This is a genomic window from Cellulophaga lytica DSM 7489 (genome assembly GCF_000190595.1).
Lineage (GTDB): Bacteria > Bacteroidota > Bacteroidia > Flavobacteriales > Flavobacteriaceae > Cellulophaga > Cellulophaga lytica.
This window is the reverse complement of the sequence record NC_015167.1, coordinates 2,801,687-2,819,770: the sequence shown is the minus strand read 5'-3', so window position 1 is coordinate 2,819,770 and position 18,084 is coordinate 2,801,687. Positions and strand designations below refer to the sequence as shown.

Genomic DNA, 18,084 nt, shown 5'->3' with positions numbered 1-18,084 from the left:
TTTAGAATTCAACTTTTCTCCATTTTATTAAAAATAAAAAAAGTAAAAAATAAATCTAAAATTAACTTGCATATTAAAAATAGATTATTGTATATTTGCAGCCCGAAAGACAAAAACATTTGTCATTTCAATGGTCGCGTAGCTCAGCTGGATAGAGCATCTGCCTTCTAAGCAGACGGTCAAAGGTTCGAATCCTTTCGCGATCACAAAAAGCCTTCAGTTTTTACTGAAGGCTTTTTTGTTTTATACCACTTACAACAGCACTCTCATAAATACACTTCACTTACCAAAAAAACATAATAGCTTAATTATTATGTTTTTAGCAATAATTATTTATTAATTGTTTAATTTTAAGACGAAAAATTTTTAATGCATAAACACATAAAGATTTAATTGTACTCTTAATTTTCTTACTTAATTATACTACCAATAGTTAACCAAAGAATTTTATAGCCTTTGGGCAACTAATAAAAATTACTATAATGCAGTATTTTAAATTAACTAGACTACTACTTTTACTTTCTATTTTTACTTTAATTGGCCAATACAGCTGTACTTCTACAAAAGAAAATAAAAAAGTTGTAATTGGGTTTTCTCAAACGGGCATTAATGACCAATGGAGAAAATCTATGAATAAATCTATGCAACTACAAGCTGATTTTCATCCAGAAATAGAATTAAAAATTTTAGACGGGAATGATAATGTAAAGAAGCAAATAGAAGATATAACGCAATTAATAAATGATAAAGTAGATGTATTAATTATTTCTCCAGTACAGTCTAAACCCATAACCCCTTTAGTTAACAAAGCATTACTGCAAGATATTCCTGTTTTAATTGTAGACCGTAAAATAGATGGCCAAAACTATACATCATATATTGGAGGAGATAATTATCAAGTAGGTATAAATGCCGCAAATTATATAGCAGCTTTAAGCTCTAATAAAGAAAAAAAAATACTTGAAATAAAAGGTTTAAAAGGGTCTTCACCAGCAGCAGAACGTCATTTGGGCTTCTCCTCTACCATTAATACAATTCCTAATTTAAAAATTACACATACCATACAAGGAAATTGGGAAGCTAACTCTATAAAAGAAACCTTAAATAACCTTTTAAGTAAAAATAATAATGTTGACTATATATTTTGCCATAACGACCGTATGGCGCTTGGAGCTTGGGAGGTTTTAAAGCAACACAATCTAGAACATAAAGTAGATATAATAGGTGTAGATGGATTAAACGGACCAAATGGAGGCATACAATACGTAAAAGACGGTATATTAAAAGCTACAGTTTATTACCCTACCGGAGGAAATGAAGCCATAAAATATGCTATTGATATTGTCCAAGGTAAAAAAATTAACAAAAATAATATTTTAGAAACTACAATTATAGATAGTAGAAATGCTGATATAATGAAAAATCAGTTTGATAAAATAAATCAGCATCAAGAAAACCTATTAGCTCAACAAAATAAAATTAAGGAACAAGAAGAGACGTATGCCTCGCAAAGCAGTATGCTAAAAGTGCTTTTGGCTTTGTTTATATTAAGTGTTTTATTAGGTATATTTAGTATTTACTCTGGTTTTAATATCAGTAAAAAAAAGCATGCTCTAGAGCTTTATAACACCAAAATTATAAAGCAATCTTTAGAGATAAAAGAAATTGCTAAAGAAGCAGAACTAAGTAATGAGGCTAAAGCAAACTTTTTTACAGGTTTATCTCATGAATTTAAAACTCCAATTACCCTTATTTTATCTGCTATAGAATCTATCACAGAAAAAACAAATACAAATAGTAATAACTTAAAAACTGAAATTACATTAATTTCAAATAACTCTAAACGTTTATTACGTCTTATAAATCAACTTTTAGATTACAGAAAAACAGAAGAAAAAAAACTTACTTTAAAAGCTTCAAAAACCAATATTTTTCAGTTTTCTACTAAAATATTTAATGATTTTAAAATTGAAGCAAAAAAAAGAGGTATTGCTTTTGACCTTAAAACAAATAATACAGATTTAGACTTATATATAGATAGAAATTTAATGGATAAAGTATACTTTAACCTACTATCTAATGCTCTTAAATTTACGCCAGATAACGGGGAAATTATAGTTTCTATTGAAGATTATAAAAATAAAAATTTTGTTACCGTATCTTTTAAAGATAGTGGAATTGGTATTCCTAGTGATGATATTGAAAATATTTTTAAGCCTTTTGAAATTGGCAGTAACAACACCAAAGCTAGCTCTGGAATAGGCTTGCACTTAACCAAGCAATTTATAGAACTACACAAAGGAGAAATAAGTGTAAGGAGTGACCAAAGTACTATTTTTACAATTAAACTCTACAAAAACAATAAGCATTTATTGCCTAATGAAATAATAAACGAACCAGACATATATATTGATGAGGAAGAACTTACGCTAACTGATGAAATTGAAGAAAATATATACCAAGTAACAAACGTAAATAATAATGATAACAAGTATGATATATTAATTATTGAAGATAATGATGAACTTATAAAACTACTTAAAAACAAGCTTTTAGAGTCTTATAAAGTACATTTATCTAATGGCGTAGATGGAGTAGAAAAAGCATTAGACATAATACCAGATATCATAATTTGTGATGTAAACTTACCAGACAAAGATGGTTTTGTAATATGTGAAGTTCTAAAAAATGATTTAAGAACATCTCATATTCCAATTATAATGCTAACTGCTTTAGATAACAATGAGTCTTACATTAAAGGGTTAAAGTCTGGAGCAGACTCTTACCTTACTAAACCTTTTAGCTTTTCTGTATTATCACAATCTATAAAATCATTGCTGTACAACAGGGAAAAACTTAGGTATTACTACCTAAACAATGTACATAAGATAAATCCTCATGAAAAATTTGATGCTAAAGACCAAGAATTTATTCTAAAAATAAATTCTATAATAGAGCAAAATATAGATAATTCTTCTTTTTCTGTAGAAGCTATGGCAGAAACTTTAAATATATCTAGAGTACAACTCTACAGAAAAATTAAAGCCATAATTGGAGTAAATATAAGCGACTATATATTAGATTTTAGGTTAAGTAAAGCTAAAAATCTACTTATAAATTCTCAACTCTCTGTTTCGGAAATAGCATACGCTACAGGGTTTTCGTCTCCAAATTACTTTTCTACAAACTTTAAAACAAAATTTAATATTACCCCTAAAGAATATAGAAAAGACCTAACTAACAACAACATTAACAATTAATACCAACGCTATAGTTAGTGTAGTAACTGTTATTTTGTAACATTGTTTATTTAAAAATGTTGCTAAGTACTACTTAAACATCTTTCTAACCAAGTAACAATTAACACGCAATAAACTTAAAATCAGATATTTAATTATGCAACAAGACAACGATACATTATTACACTTTAATTGTATAATTTATAAACTTCATTTATAAACCTATATTTATTTTTGCAAGCTATTAAACTTCTAAAAAAAGCTATAGCTGCATAGTTTATATGCCTTTACATAAAGGTGGTATAGTATTTGTTTAATAAAAAGATATTGATAGTGTTCTGTTCCCCAACAGATAAACCTTGTTACTTTTATAGTAGCAAGGTTTTTTTGCTTTTTTAGTATAATAATTATTTACTTAAATATTCTTTTAATTTTATAAATGGTGCTGTTTTACGGTTTTTAAAAGCGTGTAAAAAACTGCTTAGTAGTAAAACAGCTGCTGCAAAATAAGCAACGTAAACAAGTGTACCCTCTACTCCTTTATTAGCTATACCAATTGCTATTAAAGCCCAAGCTCCTACAAGAGAAAACTCTCGCATATTGCGGGTCCAAGTGGCAATTAAGTTAACTATTACTGCAATTGTTATCATTATAATAGTCCATACAAGAGGTGATATACCAAAACCATCCCAATTAATTTTAACTAAGTATGCAGATACATTTGCTATACTAGCAACAGTTACCCAACCAGCATACAGTACAAAAGGCCACCATAAAAATACAATTACCGAAATTGGCGCATCCCACAGTTCCATTTTATTATTAAAAACAATTTTTAATAATGATAATAATAGTATAATTATACATATACAAGATAAACCTGTGTATCCATATATCCAACTAACAATCCAAAAACAATTGGCTAAACAAGAAATTACAAACCACCAACCTATTTTTAATATAAAGTCATTGTCCCTAACCTTTACAACTAAGCTTCTGCCTTGATAAATAACAAAACCAAATACCAAAAAATAAATTAATCCCCATATAGAAAACGCATAACCAGCAGGTGTAAATAAAGTTTTTAAACCTCCAGAAACTTCCCCTATAGTTGTACCATTCATTTTACCTGTATTAGATAAGTAGTTTATAAATACAGTTGATATAAAAGCTATTGCGTTTGTAATTTGTAATACTTTTTTCATTCTTTACTTTTTATATAATATACAAAAGAAAATTTTCTAAATATTCTTCTTAACCTTAATTTAATTTAAAAGGAATTTTAAATATGTAATCTAGCAGTAATTTTTTTAATATTGAGGAAACATATGTCATTAACCAAAATAATAACACCTTTTTTAATTGCTTTAATATGTTTTAAAATAACTGCGCAAACAAAAAAAGTAGAAATAGCTTTTTTAGCAGATATTCATTTTCAGGATTTGTATGGCTCTTTTAACGATATTAATTACAAAGGCATTAACAATCCGCATAACAATACGCATACAGTATTAAGAACAATGCAATCTCAATTAAACTCTACAAGAATATTTAACGAGAACTATTTTGCTTTTAAAACAGCTCTAGATGACATTGTTAGTAGAGGCATTACTTATGTTGCTTTACCTGGTGATTATACTGATGACGGACAACCTATACACCTAAGAGGATTGCAAAAAATACTAAACGAGTACAAAAATAAATACGGACTACAATTTTTTATAACCACTGGCAATCATGATCCTGCAGGACCATACAAACAGGAATCTGGAAAAAGTGATTTTTTAGGTGCAGAAGGTAAAAATCAACCTATATATAGTAAAGAAGGAATGTATGTATCTAAAAAAAATGAGCATCCTGTATTAATTAGTAATGATATTGCTAAAATGGGATATACAGGAGTACTTAATATTTTAGGTGAGTACGGTTTTTATGCTATGCCTAGTTATAAATTTTGGACCACTCCGTTTGCTACCTATAACTACAACAATTACTCTTTTAAAAAAGCAAAAATTGCATCTAACTTAAAACAAAGAACATACACTACTATAGACAGTTTACAAATGGTAGATACGAGTTATTTAGTAGAGCCTGTAGACGGTATTTGGTTACTAGCTTTAGATGGTGATACCTTTTTACAAAAAAAGGATGGTAGCTTTTCTAGTGCTAGCGTAGGTTACAACAACACTATTATACATAAAAACTACTTAATTAATTGGGTAAAAGATATAGCTACAGAAGCTAAAAAAAAGAATAAAACATTAATTGCTTTTAGTCATTTTCCTATGGTAGATTTTAATGATGATGCTACTAGCGACATTAAAAAATTAATGGGGGAAAACAAATGGCAATTAGAACGTGTACCAGCAACTAATGTTGCAGAAGCTTTTGCTAATACTGGCTTAAAGATACACGTAGCAGGACATATGCATATTAATGACACTGGAGTACACAGGTCTAAAAATGGAAACTTACTAGTAAACATACAAACACCTTCCTTAGCTTCTTACATACCAGGTTATAAAATTTTAAAAATTAATAACAGTAATAACATAGAGGTAAAAACTGTTACTATAGCCAATACAGAAAATTTTAAATTGTTATTTGATTTGTATAAAGTAGAATACAACAAGCTAAAACTAGAGCACAATAACAATGTTTGGAACAAAAAAATACTAGAGGTTAACACCTATAAAGATTTTACAGCTTGGCACTTAAAAGAACTTATACGTTTACGCTTTTTACCAAATGATTTTCCTATAGATTTAAATATATTTTTAAGTAATGTTACTGGTGAAGAGTTGCTACTACTTGCCACAAAAAATAATGAACTAGATTTTTCTAAAGCATTAAAAGAAATACGTAACAATACCAAAGCAAGAAAAAATCAATTAAAAATTATTGCCACTTCTTTAGCTAAAAACAATTTAAAAGCTAAAGATTTTAGAAAATGGAAAGGCTTAGATTTAGTTTTTGATTTTTATAGACTTAGAAATGCAGATGAATTGGCTTTAGAAGATATTACCACAGAAAAAATAAAGCAGTATAAATTTATTTACAACGCAATTACTTCACAAACCAAGTATATTAATAAAGAAGATACCACAGCCAAACAATTACTTTTATTCTTTAAAATTTTTAATTCTTTTTTAAACAGTGAACCGTCCAACCACTTTAGTATTAATTTAGAAAACAATACTATAACAGACTTAAGTAAAAACATTAATTAACCTTAAGGTTTACAGTCTGTTTTAAAAAGTTAATTTAAAGATAACGTTTGCATAATCAATTTTAAACTTTAGGGTCTTTAATTTACCATAACTAATTCCAGAATTTTTTAGTCCCTATGAAAACCTCCCAAGAATTTGAAGATATCTATTCTAAACATTGGGAAAAACTATATGCTTTTTCATTTAAAATTACAAAAGACAGCAACTTATCTAAAAACATTATACAAGACGTATTTACCAATTTATGGGAGCGTAAAAATAGCTTAAACATAAACTCTGTTGAACATTTTTTATTTAGAGCAGTAAAAAATCAAATTTTAAAACACTACAATCAAAATAGTTTTAACACTACTTCTATAGATGATGAGTTTGATAATTTTATTATGGAATCTCCTTTTGTTTCTGAATCAGATTTATCTGAAACCGTTTTTCATATTGTAGATAAATTACCTGCTAAGAGAAAAGAAATTTTTTTAATGAACAAGCTACAAGAAATGAATGTAGAGCAAATAGCAGAAGAACTAAAACTATCAAAACAAACGGTTAAAAATCAATTATCATCTGCAATTAAACAGCTTAGACTAGAGCTTAAACAACTTAGTTGGTTACTATTTCCGTTCTTTTTTTAAAAAAACATTTCACTTAATGTTTGCTTAAACTTTTGGTAACATTTGCCAATAGTACTAATTACTTGTTTTGGGTACTTACCTATATAAAACAAGTTTATGCAACAGAAAAAAAGCACTGTATTAAAAAAGCTTATTGCAAAAAGCACCAAACAAAAAACTAGTGCTAAAGAAGAAAAGCTATTACATACATTTTTTAAAAAAATGTATAATCAGTCTGTATGGGATACAAATAAAATGGGTAATGCAACTTTTATAAAAGATGATATCCGTTCTAAAATTGTACTTAAAGAAACTAAAAGCACAAAAACTAATATATATAAATATGCTGCCATAGCAGTTACAATACTTACGCTTGGTGGCATATTATTATCTACTTACAAAACTAACCAGCCAAGTTTTGTTACGGTAAATACTGGTGCTGCAATAGATTCTGTTTTTTTAGCAGATGGTTCTACTATTTACCTAGCTCCAGGATCTAGTTTTAGTTACCCTAATACATTTACCAACACTACAAGAGAGGTTAACCTAATAAAGGGTAATGCATTTTTTAACATTACTAAAAACCCAAACAAACCATTTATTATAAACTCTGGGGAATTGGTAACAAAGGTATTAGGTACTTCTTTTCATATAGGGTTACAAAAAAAGGAAAGCAAAGTATCTGTAGTTACTGGAAAAGTACAGGTAAATTACAAAAACAACCAACAACAGTTAGTATCTGGGCAAGAAGCAGTTGCTACAAACAACTCTTTACGCAAACAAAAATCATCAGTTTTAATGACTTCTAACTGGTATACTAAAGATTTAAACTTAACAGAGGTATCATTAAAAGAAACTTTAGACTTATTAGAGATTAAATACAATGTAAAAAGCGCTATAAAAAATGAAGATGTATTGGCTCTTAAAATAACACTATTTATAAAGCAAAACGCTACACTAAATGAGATTGTTGAACAATTAAATTATATAACCAATTTAAAATTACTGTATGAGAATGAAATAATTACACTTAAAACCAATTAAAGAAAAAACCGCAGTTGCTACCAACAACTACGGCTAAATTTTCAAGTATTATTAACTAACACTTAAATTAATGTATTTTAAAAATATTCCTTTTAAATTAAAAACCATACTTTTTTTTGTATTATCTGCAATTTTTTGTCAGACAGTACAACCTAATAATGGTGTTTACAAAAAACAAAATATAACTGTAAACTATAAAAACACAAATTTAGTAACTCTTTTAAAAGAGGTAAGTAACCAAACATCATATAACTTTAGCTATGGTGAAGATATTATAAAAGACAAAAATAAATACACAGTATCTTACCAAAACATCAGCTTAGAGTCTGCCTTAAAAGACCTAAGCAAAAAGGCAAACTTTAGTTATAAAATAACAAATAAAATTGTTTTAATTAAAAAGAAAGCTACAACTATAACTACCAGTAATGTCCAAAAAGAAATAACGGGTACTGTTGTAGATGAAAACGGAGATCCTTTACCAGGTGCTACCATTCATGAAGTAGGAACACCTAATGGTGTTACTACAAATTTTGATGGAGAATACACTATAACTGCTACAACCGGAAGCGTTTTAAAATTCTCTTATATGGGGTATAAGAGTAAAGAATTAAAAGTTACACAAAGTGTTGTAAATGTTCAGCTAGAATTAGATGCTGCTGAGTTAAATGAAGTTGTTGTTGTAGGTTACGGTAGCCAAACAAAAGCAGATGTTACTGGTGCTGTAACACAACTTAAAGAAAGTAGTTTTAGACAAGGTATTAACACATCTCCAGATGCTCTTTTACAGGGTAAAGTTGCTGGTGTTAGAGTTGTTAATGCTAGCGGAGAACCAGGTGCTGGTATTAACGTTACAATACGTGGTGTAGGTTCTATTAGAAGTGGTAGTAGTCCATTATTTGTTGTAGATGGTGTACCATTAACTAACGATAATGTTAGTCCGTCTGGTAGCAATGTAGGTTTTGGTGCTTCTAGCGCAAAAAATCCTCTAAACTTTTTAAATACTAGTGATATAGAGTCTATTAATGTACTTAAAGATGCTTCTGCTTCTGCAATATATGGTGCAAGAGGCTCTAATGGTGTTGTAATAATTACCACAAAAAAAGGTAAAGCAGGTAAAGGCTCTTTATCTTTAGACTCTTACATTGGTATATCTACGGTTGCAAACAAAATAGACTTGTTAGATGCTAATGAATACAGAAATGCACTTACAGACCCTACCTTTGACCACGGTAGCTCTACAGATTGGCAAGATGTTATTTACAGAACAGCAATTACAAAAAATAATGTATTGTCTTATTCTAAAGCATCAGAAAGTGGTAACTACTATGTTTCTTTAGGTAATATAGACCAAGAAGGTATTGTTAATAATAGTGAATTTTCTCGTACTTCTGGTAGAATAAACGTAGAGGAAAGCTTTTTAGACAACAAAAGATTAAAGCTAAAAGTGAATCTTACCGCTAGTGAAACTAAAGATAATGGTGTACCAACTAGTGATGACGGAGGCTCTAACGGACAGTTAATTATACACACGTTAATGGCAAACCCAACAAGGCCTGTTTTTGGTGAAGACGGATCATATACTAACTTTAATATGAATGCACATTACAACCCTGCATACCTATTAAGTATTTATGAAGATGAAACAAGAACGCTTCGTGTTTTAGGTAATATAGAAGCTTCATTACGTATTTTTAATGGCTTAGAGTACAAATTAAACTATGGTGTAGATAAGTCTGTAGCAGAGCGTAACACTACAGTTTACCCTAACTTAACAGATTTAAACCCAATAGGTATGTATGTTCAAAATAACTTAGAGTCTCAGAGCTCTTTGTTAGAGCATTACTTAACATTTAACACTACAATAGCAGACAAACACAAGCTAGAAGTTTTAGGTGGTTTCTCTTATCAAAAGTTTGAACGTTCTGGTACGAGTTTTAATTATGATAATTTACCAGAAAAAGGAACTGGTGTTAAACCAGTATATAACCCAACTTCTAATAATTCACAAATAGACATTAATGGTTTTGCTCAAGAGAACGAATTACAGTCTTACTTTGGTAGATTAAACTATTCTTATGACAGTAAATACCTTTTAACGGCATCTATGCGTGCAGATGGTTCTACTCGTTTTGGTAAAAACAATAAGTACGGTTATTTCCCTTCTTTTGCATTGGGTTGGAATATCTCTAAAGAAGATTTTTTAATTAATAGCAATGTAGATAATTTAAAACTTAGAGCAAGCTGGGGACAAACAGGTAACCAAGAGGTGCAAAATAAAATAACACAGGCTAGTTACGCTATATCTGGTGCAGATGGTTATTATTTGTATGATGACCAAACACTAACTAACGGTGTTTCTGTTTTAAGAACTCCAAATCCAGATTTAAAGTGGGAAGTAGTAACACAGTACAATATTGGTGCAGATTTTAGTTTATGGAACAGAAAGCTGTATGGTTCTTTAGATTATTTTAAAAAAACAACTACAGATGCTATTTTAAATATCCCATCACAAGTACTTAGCCCTACTAACAATATTTGGGTAAATATAGATGGTGAAATTGTTAATAACGGATTAGAGTTTATGTTAGGTTCTAACATCGTATCTACAGAAGATTTTAACTGGGATGTAGATATTAATGGTGCTACCTTAAAAAATGAAATTAAAAATTTACCTGTATCAGAAATCTTATCAGGAACCATATCTGGTCCAGGACAATCTGGTGTACTTGCCAACATATACAAAAGCGGCTATGCTGCTGGTTCTTTTTACCTGTTAGACCATATAGGTTTTAATGAAAATGGCGAAGATATTTACAGAGACGTAAATAATGATGGTAATATAACTGGTGATGATAGAATAATAATTGAAGGTGCTTTACCTAAATTCTCTTACGGTTTTAACAGTCAAATGAACTATAAAAATTTCGATTTTTCTTTTTCAATTATTGGTCAAGCTGGTGGCTATTTAGTAAACAATACAGGTTTAAATGCTTTAAACATAAACAATTTAGCATCAGACCGTAACGTATCTAAAAAGTACTACGAGTCTGGAGCTAATCAAGAAAACTCGCCTCAATTATCAACTTTATACCTAGAAAAATCAGACTTTATAAGACTTAACACTGCACGTTTAGGATACAATTTAAAATTAAACAATGTAAGCTGGTTAAACGGTGTTAATTTTTATGTTACTGGGCAGAACCTATTAACCATTACCAACTACTCTGGTTATGATCCATTAATAAACAGTCCTAAAGCAGATGGTGGTAATCAATCATTAGGTATAGATTACTCTAGTTACCCAGGTTCTAAGACATTTATATTAGGAGCAATTTTAAAATTTTAAAATATAATAATGATGCATAAAAAAATAAAAATAGTAGGTATAGCTTTTCTATTACTAAACTTTTTAATTACAAGCTGTACAGATCTTGAAGAAGTTGTTTTAGATGAAGAATTAGGAGAAGAAGTAGCAGATCCTGAAGGTGTATTAGCAGCTGCTTATGATCGTTTAGGTGATAAAACGTTTGTAGATCATGGCGGTGTATTTGCCTTACAAGAGTACTCTACAGACATTGCAATGCTTGCAACAAGAGGTAGTGACTGGGGAGATGGTGGTAAATGGCGCTCTATGCATGAGTTTACTTGGACACCAGATAACAGCATAGTAACTGGTAACTGGAACAACTTAACAAACGGTATAACTAGAGCGTTAACAGCTGTAGAAAGTATTAACCAAGCAGAATTTAGTGATAAAGAATTGTTTTTAGCAGAAGCAAGAGGTTTGGTTGCATTTTACACTTATACAACCTTAGATTTATTTGGACAAGCACCGTACAGAGACCCTTATGGAGGAGACCAAACTATACAAATTTTAAAAGCAGAAGATGCAATAGATGACTTAATTATAGAGGTAGAGACTATACTTCCAAACTTAGCATCTATAGGAGAACAAAATACATTTAACGGAAGATTTACTAAGGAGGCTGCTTATGGCTTACTAGCTACAATGTATTTAAACAGAGCTGTTTTTAAAGATAGATACAATAGTGCATCTACATTTAATTTTACTGAAGCATCTTTAGAAGCTGGAAAAACAGATATGGACCAAGTAATAAAGTATACTTCTTTAATAATTAATTCTGGTAAGTTTAGCCTAGCCTCTAATTATTTCTCCAATTTTTCTATTAATAACAATCAAAGTTCAGAAATGATATTTGCAGTAGTACAACAAATAGAAGCCGTAAGGTCTGGAGATAATGATTTTGGATATGTTTGTGTTGCTCGTAACCAAAGACCTTCTCCTGCAAACAGAGGAACTAATGCCGCTTGTACTACTCCAGAGTTTTTTGCTACATGGAACAATAACCAAGATGACCCAAGGTTTTCTAGAAAATATCAATACTCAGATGGTACTTGGTTTATGAATGATGGTTCTGATGTTAGCGTACCTGCAGAAGATATTGTACCAAATTCAGATAATTTACCTTGGTTTCATTTTAATAGTGGCTTTTTATATGGTCAACAATATGGACCAATTTTAGATGGTAATGGTGGGTATATTATGACAAGTGATGGCCGTATAGAAGTATCTTCTTTAGTAATGGAAAAAAGTGCTACTACACCAATGGATTTTACTCCAGAATTAGATTTTGATAATCCTGTACAAGCAATTTTTGCTCAAGACCAAATAAACCGTGGAGTACGTATTTTTAAATTTGAATACGATCCGGAATCTGGTAACGGAAGAAGTAAAGTAGATATTCCTTTATACCGTTTAGGCGGAATTTACGCTATGAGAGCAGAAGCTTACTTTAGAAATGGGCAAACTGCATTGGCTTTAGAGGATATAAATATGTTAAGAACCAGCAGAACTAGAGAATCTTTATATGGTAATGCTCCTGGCCAAGCGCTTACTAGCTTAAATGAAGAGCAACTGTATAATGAAATTGGATTTGAGCTGTATTGGGAAATGAAAAGAAGACCACAAATGATACGTTTTGGTAAGTTTGATGAAGCTTATACTGCAAAACCACAAACAGAACCTTTTAGACGTATTTTTCCTATACCACAAGAAACTACAGACGTAACCGAAGATTTTATACAAAACTCTGGTTATTAAGTAACTATAACTTGCTAATTTTAGTTTTTTAGTTTTTTCATTACCTCGTTAAGTAATTAGCAATAAAGCCAGGCAAATTTTGCTTGGCTTTTTAAGTTTTATATAACTATTTTTTAGCTGTATAATAAACAATTTAGCAACCTTTAAATCGTTAGCATACTAAATAAGCTTATAATGTCTTCTAAAAAAGTAACGAACAAGAAAAAACCTATATCAAAAATAATTTTTATGCTTACTTCCCTACTCTCTATTTGGGGTCCTGTATTGGTTTTTCAAAAATTATTTTTGAGTAAAATGGAGTATTACAATCCGTATAATAATGAGCTTGTATTGCCGCTTTTATTATGCATAACTTACATCCTATTATGTATGTGGCTTGTTCCTAAATTTAAAAAAGTAATTTTAAGAATTATAGTGTTTATTGCCTTACCGCTAGTATTAATTTCTTATATTTTTTTTGATATTGCCTACGCTAATAGAATAGAGTTTGGAAACTCTTGGACAAATACAGAAGTATTTTTAGAACTGGTTTGTACACAAAGCTTTTTTATACCTTTATTACTAATTGGTATGTCTTTAAACTTTATAGTAAATTTATGGTATTTTAAAAGTAGAGAAAGCATGTAACAATTTAATATACTTTTACGCTACAACTACTTGCTATGACTACTTGCTATGACTACTCCTTACAATTTAGAACAAATTGCAACTTACAAAATTGGTAATTATAAAAACAAACCTACAATTATATTTTTACATGATTCCTTAGGTTGTATAGAGCTTTGGAGAGATTTTCCTGAAAAACTAAGCAACCTTACTAAATGCAACGCTATAGTGTATGACCGTCAAGGTTATGGTAAATCATTACCCTTTACAAAAGACCGAGATGTAAACTATTTAGAGTTAGAAGCTGATATACTTATGCAACTTATAAGCCTATGGGGTGTAGAAAAACCTATTCTTTTTGGCCATAGTGATGGTGGGTCTATTGCTTTAATAGCTGCTGCTAAATACCCCAATAAAATTAAAGCTATTATTACAGAAGGGGCTCATATTTTTGTAGAAGATATTACTTTAAACGGCATAAATAATGCTATAGAATTGTATAAAACTACCAATTTAAAGAGTAAGTTAAAAAAGTATCATGGAACCAAAACAGACACTATGTTTTGGGCCTGGGCTAAAACTTGGACTACTAAAAAATTTAAAAATTGGAATATTGAACATTTTTTACCGCATATAGAATGTAAGTCTTTAGTTATACAAGGTGAAGATGATGAATACGGCACATTAAAGCAAGTTTATAATACTATAAAAGCTACAAAAACACCTGGAAAAAAATTAATACTTCCAAACATTAAACATACTCCACACAAAGAAAATCCGAACTTAATTTTAAAAGAAACTGCAGCTTTTATAGCTACAATTTAAAGCTATTATGCATATAATACTGTAAATATACCATCTAAGAGTACTATAATATCTGTTACAAGAGGCTTTCCTAGTTCTTGTTTATAATTTTTAGAAAAATAATGAGCAAGGATCTTGTAATAGCTCTACCTCATTAGAAACTGAAGAAAATTATGGTTAAGTAAACCTACTTTACTAAAAAAGCCACCATAATGGTGGCTTTTTTTTTCTTATAAATTAGCTGTCTTTTAAAATTTCATCTAATTTTTCAAAGGCCTCTTCAGATCCTCCTATGTATTTTTCAATAATTATTCCGTTGGGGTCTATAATAAACTTTGTAGGAAATCCTGATATATTAAATTTTGAAACAAAATTATCATCGTTTACTCCTTTTTTAGATAATAACTGTACCCAATTGTAACCTTTAGGCGTAACAAAATCTATAATACGTTGTTTTGTATCTCCACTGTTTACACCAACAATTACCAAGTTATCTTTATACGTTTCGCTATATTCTTTAACTTTTGGCATTTCGGCAACACAAGGGCCACACCAAGTTCCCCAAAAATCAATTAAAACGTACTTACCTCTTAACGATTTTAAATTAAACTCTTTACCATCAAGTGTTCTATTACTTACCAACTCCGGAACCACATTTCCAGATTTTGTAGTTTCTGATCCTTTTAAACGTGTAGCCACATCTATATAAAATGGACTTGTTTTAACAGTATTATCAAAGGCATTTAATAAAGTTAAAGCATCATTATCTGGTATCTCTTTTAAAGTAACCATTTTTGATAAATAATAAGCTGCAACTTCTGACTTAGGGCGCTCTTTAACAAAATTCTTTTTTATAACTGCTATTTCTTCTCCAATTGTCTTTAAAGAATCATACTTTACTTGTACTTTAGGGTGCATTCCTTGTGATGGATGATAAGATTCTTCTTTAATTAATTTAAGCGTTAAAGCTCTTATATTTCCCATTATTTTAGAAGCCTTTTTATTAAGCTGCTCTGTGCTCTTGTTAAAAGTATTTATATCATCACACAAACTTGTACCTGTTGGTATGGCATCAAATGTTTCTGTAACCTCTCCTTTATATTCAATAGCGTCTCCTGGCCTTACTAAAAATTCAACTTTTCCGTTTTTACCCATTTCCTCTTTACTATTTAGCATAGGCCAAATAGCAACTCTTTTGGTATTTTTTATTTTTGCATTGTATGAGAAATGTTCATTTTTCACTTTAATAGTATCCCACACTCTATCTCCAGTAACATCATGCGTGTAATCTATAAAAATATAAGGTACATCTAAACCTTTTAGAGTTCCAAATACCTTAAAAGTATCTGCAGGAATAGTTTCTTTTTTAACTGTATTATCTTTGCATGACAATACCAGTATAGTAGTTACAATGAGTAGTGTTATTTTTTTCATTTTTTCTAATTAGGTAAAACAATAAACTTATAACCATCACCTTCAGAAAAGTAAAGGCTTTTACGGTTTTTCTTAAACCATTTAATCCACTCTTTGTCTGTTTTAAAATCTTGCTTAGTGTACCTTAACAACAAACGGTAAGCCATTTCTTTTTTACTCTTATCCTTAAGCATTGTTATTGCTTTATCTAGTAATTTAATATCATTATTTGCTATACCAAGAGATTTTGCATCTTCATCTACATCACTCCAATATGTGTATCTTTCATTAGGAATTGGGTAAAAATAATCCATATTTTCTATATAATAATTCTCATACATAGCCCAATTTTCACCAAACTTGTCCTTTAACTTTTGTGGCTCATGCCTAATAGTCCAAATTCTTGTATGTTTTTCTATAGGCATTCTTAACATCATATTTTCTAGTTGCGAGAGTTCTTCTCCAGCATCTTTCTTTTCTTGTAGTTTTGCTTTGTTTTCCCTTCTTTTATCTAGGTCTTTGTTAACATAATGCAACCATGCAGCAGAACCTTCATCAGAAACCGTCCATTGGCTTTCTCTAAGATATTCTCTTAAAGGCATTCTTTTTATTTTTTTAGTAATCTGCTTTGTTCCTTTAAAAGGTGCTATATAGTGAATAGCATTTATAAAAGCTAGTTTAGCACTCTCTGTTAAATATTCTGGTGCTGCAGCAAAACCCCAATGTAAAAAATTTGCATGACGCCCAATAGCTGTAGCTTCTACACCTTTAGAATTATTACCTCCAGAAATCCATTCGGCATCTATACCATTATCAAAAGCGTAACCTGTAGAAACTAAACCTACAGGCATTCCTTTTCCTTCGGTATATCCTTCGGTTTGTACTCGCCACATTTGCATTGTTTTAGCTAAATTTCTTCCTCCATATCTTGCCTTGTAGTTAGCAGGTGTTTCTATGGTCTCATAGGCTACACTTACTTTGTTAGGTGTGTTAAAAATAGGATGATCTAATTTCATACCATGAGCATGAGCATGAGCATCTAAACATAAACATAAATGGTCAATTTTTAAATCTCTTCCTTCTCCAATATATGCAGATGGTTCCCCAATCATTATTGTTGCAGCGTTATAGTTTTCTGTTAAAAACTTTCTGGTTGTATAGCCTGTTACTTTGCCATTTTTATCTTTTGTATAGCCTCCTTCAAAATGTTTTAAGTACGCATCAATAATGGTAACATCATAATCAGATGCCATTTCTTCTTTAAATTCATCACCATATACTACTGTAACAGAATTAAAATATTGGCCAATAAAATTTTTAAAATCGTTAGTTCTAGATTTTCGTAATGCAACTTTGCGCTCTAGATTATTTGTTATTCTTTTTTCTCTATCTGTTAATGGTTTGTCTGGGTTTGTACCTACATACAATATTTTTAAATTAGACTTTTGTGTTTGACTATAGCCTGTAGGTACTAAAGCTATCATAATAATGATAAGCAAAATTTTATGTAGTGAATTTTTCATTCCTTAATTTTTTATAGTTAATAAAACGTCTTTTTGTGTAGGTGGTAAACAAATATTGGCATTACAGGTTTGGTAAAACAAACCACACTTTATAACATTATTGTTGTAGTAATTAGCCTCTATTTTTATTGATTGCTTAAACTGTATTTTACCAGTATACACATATAACTCTCCTTTTCCTGGATAAGCCTTAATAGTTGGGGTTTGAAGTTCACCTATACTAGTAACACCCTCAGGAAGTTTTAATTCTATTTTAGATTGTATGTATGGATCTTTTGGAGATACATAGGCATAAATATGGTAGCCCTCTAAAATTGTTGCATTAAAAATTAAAGTTTTAACCGTAGGATCTTCTGTAGAAACAATACTTGCATTAACTTTCACAGGATCTACAGGTGTAGGCGCATCAAACTCATTACCTGTGGTTTGTGCAACAATTGTGCAGTTAATAGCAACAAAAGCTATAAATACCATAAAATGTTTTATACGCATAAT

12 protein-coding genes and 1 tRNA gene are annotated in these 18,084 nt (G+C 30.0%); 9 read left to right on the top strand and 4 right to left on the bottom strand.

The features are described from left to right. The first annotated feature begins 132 nt into the window (after positions 1-132). Positions 133-206: transfer RNA gene (locus CELLY_RS12410), tRNA-Arg, on the top strand. 276 nt (positions 207-482) lie between these two features. Continuing rightward, a complete protein-coding gene (locus CELLY_RS12405) occupies positions 483-3,260 on the top strand; it encodes a substrate-binding domain-containing protein (RefSeq protein WP_013622025.1) in 2,778 nt (925 codons plus the stop codon). A 386-nt stretch (positions 3,261-3,646) separates the two neighbouring features. Here CELLY_RS12405 and CELLY_RS12400 read toward each other — a convergent pair whose 3' ends face one another. Beyond that, a complete protein-coding gene (locus tag CELLY_RS12400) occupies positions 3,647-4,444 on the bottom strand; it encodes a hypothetical protein (protein ID WP_013622024.1) in 798 nt (265 codons plus the stop codon). A 123-nt stretch (positions 4,445-4,567) separates the two neighbouring features. On the opposite strand from CELLY_RS12400, the gene CELLY_RS12395 reads away from it, so the two are divergent. The 7 genes from CELLY_RS12395 to CELLY_RS12365 all read left to right on the top strand — a co-directional run bounded on the left by CELLY_RS12395 (position 4,568) and on the right by CELLY_RS12365 (position 14,674). After that, positions 4,568-6,469 (top strand): metallophosphoesterase, encoded by a 1,902-nt coding sequence (locus CELLY_RS12395; RefSeq protein WP_013622023.1) that lies wholly within the window; start codon positions 4,568-4,570, stop codon positions 6,467-6,469. Between the two features lie 116 nt (positions 6,470-6,585). Next, entirely contained in the window at positions 6,586-7,098 is a 513-nt protein-coding gene (locus CELLY_RS12390) for an RNA polymerase sigma factor (protein WP_013622022.1), read from the top strand. Between the two features lie 96 nt (positions 7,099-7,194). Then, entirely contained in the window at positions 7,195-8,121 is a 927-nt protein-coding gene (locus CELLY_RS12385) for a FecR family protein (RefSeq protein ID WP_013622021.1), read from the top strand. 70 nt (positions 8,122-8,191) lie between these two features. Then, the gene (locus CELLY_RS12380) at positions 8,192-11,467 is read left to right on the top strand and encodes a TonB-dependent receptor (RefSeq protein WP_013622020.1); all 3,276 of its coding nucleotides are present in this window, start codon (positions 8,192-8,194) and stop codon (positions 11,465-11,467) included. A gap of 9 nt (positions 11,468-11,476) precedes the next feature. Then, the gene (locus tag CELLY_RS12375) at positions 11,477-13,243 is read left to right on the top strand and encodes a RagB/SusD family nutrient uptake outer membrane protein (protein ID WP_013622019.1); all 1,767 of its coding nucleotides are present in this window, start codon (positions 11,477-11,479) and stop codon (positions 13,241-13,243) included. 228 nt (positions 13,244-13,471) lie between these two features. Next, a complete protein-coding gene (locus tag CELLY_RS17000; protein ID WP_148228907.1) occupies positions 13,472-13,870 on the top strand; it encodes a hypothetical protein in 399 nt (132 codons plus the stop codon). Between the two features lie 48 nt (positions 13,871-13,918). Next, on the top strand, positions 13,919-14,674 hold the full coding sequence (locus tag CELLY_RS12365) for an alpha/beta fold hydrolase (RefSeq protein ID WP_013622017.1): 756 nt from the start codon (positions 13,919-13,921) through the stop codon (positions 14,672-14,674). 216 nt (positions 14,675-14,890) lie between these two features. Here CELLY_RS12365 and CELLY_RS12360 read toward each other — a convergent pair whose 3' ends face one another. From CELLY_RS12360 to CELLY_RS12350, 3 genes are read right to left on the bottom strand one after another with little or no spacing between them, the layout of a single operon-like run. After that, the gene (locus CELLY_RS12360) at positions 14,891-16,087 is read right to left on the bottom strand and encodes a TlpA family protein disulfide reductase (RefSeq protein WP_013622016.1); all 1,197 of its coding nucleotides are present in this window, start codon (positions 16,085-16,087) and stop codon (positions 14,891-14,893) included. Between the two features lie 5 nt (positions 16,088-16,092). Continuing rightward, the gene (locus CELLY_RS12355; protein WP_013622015.1) at positions 16,093-17,589 is read right to left on the bottom strand and encodes a hypothetical protein; all 1,497 of its coding nucleotides are present in this window, start codon (positions 17,587-17,589) and stop codon (positions 16,093-16,095) included. A 3-nt stretch (positions 17,590-17,592) separates the two neighbouring features. Beyond that, positions 17,593-18,081, bottom strand: a complete 489-nt coding sequence (locus tag CELLY_RS12350; RefSeq protein WP_013622014.1) for a protein-disulfide reductase DsbD domain-containing protein — start codon at positions 18,079-18,081, stop codon at positions 17,593-17,595. Between the last annotated feature and the right edge of the window lie 3 nt (positions 18,082-18,084).

What these genes read in the sequence shown, in the direction of transcription:
- CELLY_RS12405 (WP_013622025.1), top strand. Translation starts at nt 483, where the DNA reads ATGCAGTATTTTAAATTAACTAGACTACTACTTTTACTTTCTATTTTT.
- CELLY_RS12400 (WP_013622024.1), bottom strand. Translation starts at nt 4,444, where the DNA reads ATGAAAAAAGTATTACAAATTACAAACGCAATAGCTTTTATATCAACT.
- CELLY_RS12395 (WP_013622023.1), top strand. Translation starts at nt 4,568, where the DNA reads ATGTCATTAACCAAAATAATAACACCTTTTTTAATTGCTTTAATATGT.
- CELLY_RS12390 (WP_013622022.1), top strand. Translation starts at nt 6,586, where the DNA reads ATGAAAACCTCCCAAGAATTTGAAGATATCTATTCTAAACATTGGGAA.
- CELLY_RS12385 (WP_013622021.1), top strand. Translation starts at nt 7,195, where the DNA reads ATGCAACAGAAAAAAAGCACTGTATTAAAAAAGCTTATTGCAAAAAGC.
- CELLY_RS12380 (WP_013622020.1), top strand. Translation starts at nt 8,192, where the DNA reads ATGTATTTTAAAAATATTCCTTTTAAATTAAAAACCATACTTTTTTTT.
- CELLY_RS12375 (WP_013622019.1), top strand. Translation starts at nt 11,477, where the DNA reads ATGATGCATAAAAAAATAAAAATAGTAGGTATAGCTTTTCTATTACTA.
- CELLY_RS17000 (WP_148228907.1), top strand. Translation starts at nt 13,472, where the DNA reads ATGCTTACTTCCCTACTCTCTATTTGGGGTCCTGTATTGGTTTTTCAA.
- CELLY_RS12365 (WP_013622017.1), top strand. Translation starts at nt 13,919, where the DNA reads ATGACTACTCCTTACAATTTAGAACAAATTGCAACTTACAAAATTGGT.
- CELLY_RS12360 (WP_013622016.1), bottom strand. Translation starts at nt 16,087, where the DNA reads ATGAAAAAAATAACACTACTCATTGTAACTACTATACTGGTATTGTCA.
- CELLY_RS12355 (WP_013622015.1), bottom strand. Translation starts at nt 17,589, where the DNA reads ATGAAAAATTCACTACATAAAATTTTGCTTATCATTATTATGATAGCT.
- CELLY_RS12350 (WP_013622014.1), bottom strand. Translation starts at nt 18,081, where the DNA reads ATGCGTATAAAACATTTTATGGTATTTATAGCTTTTGTTGCTATTAAC.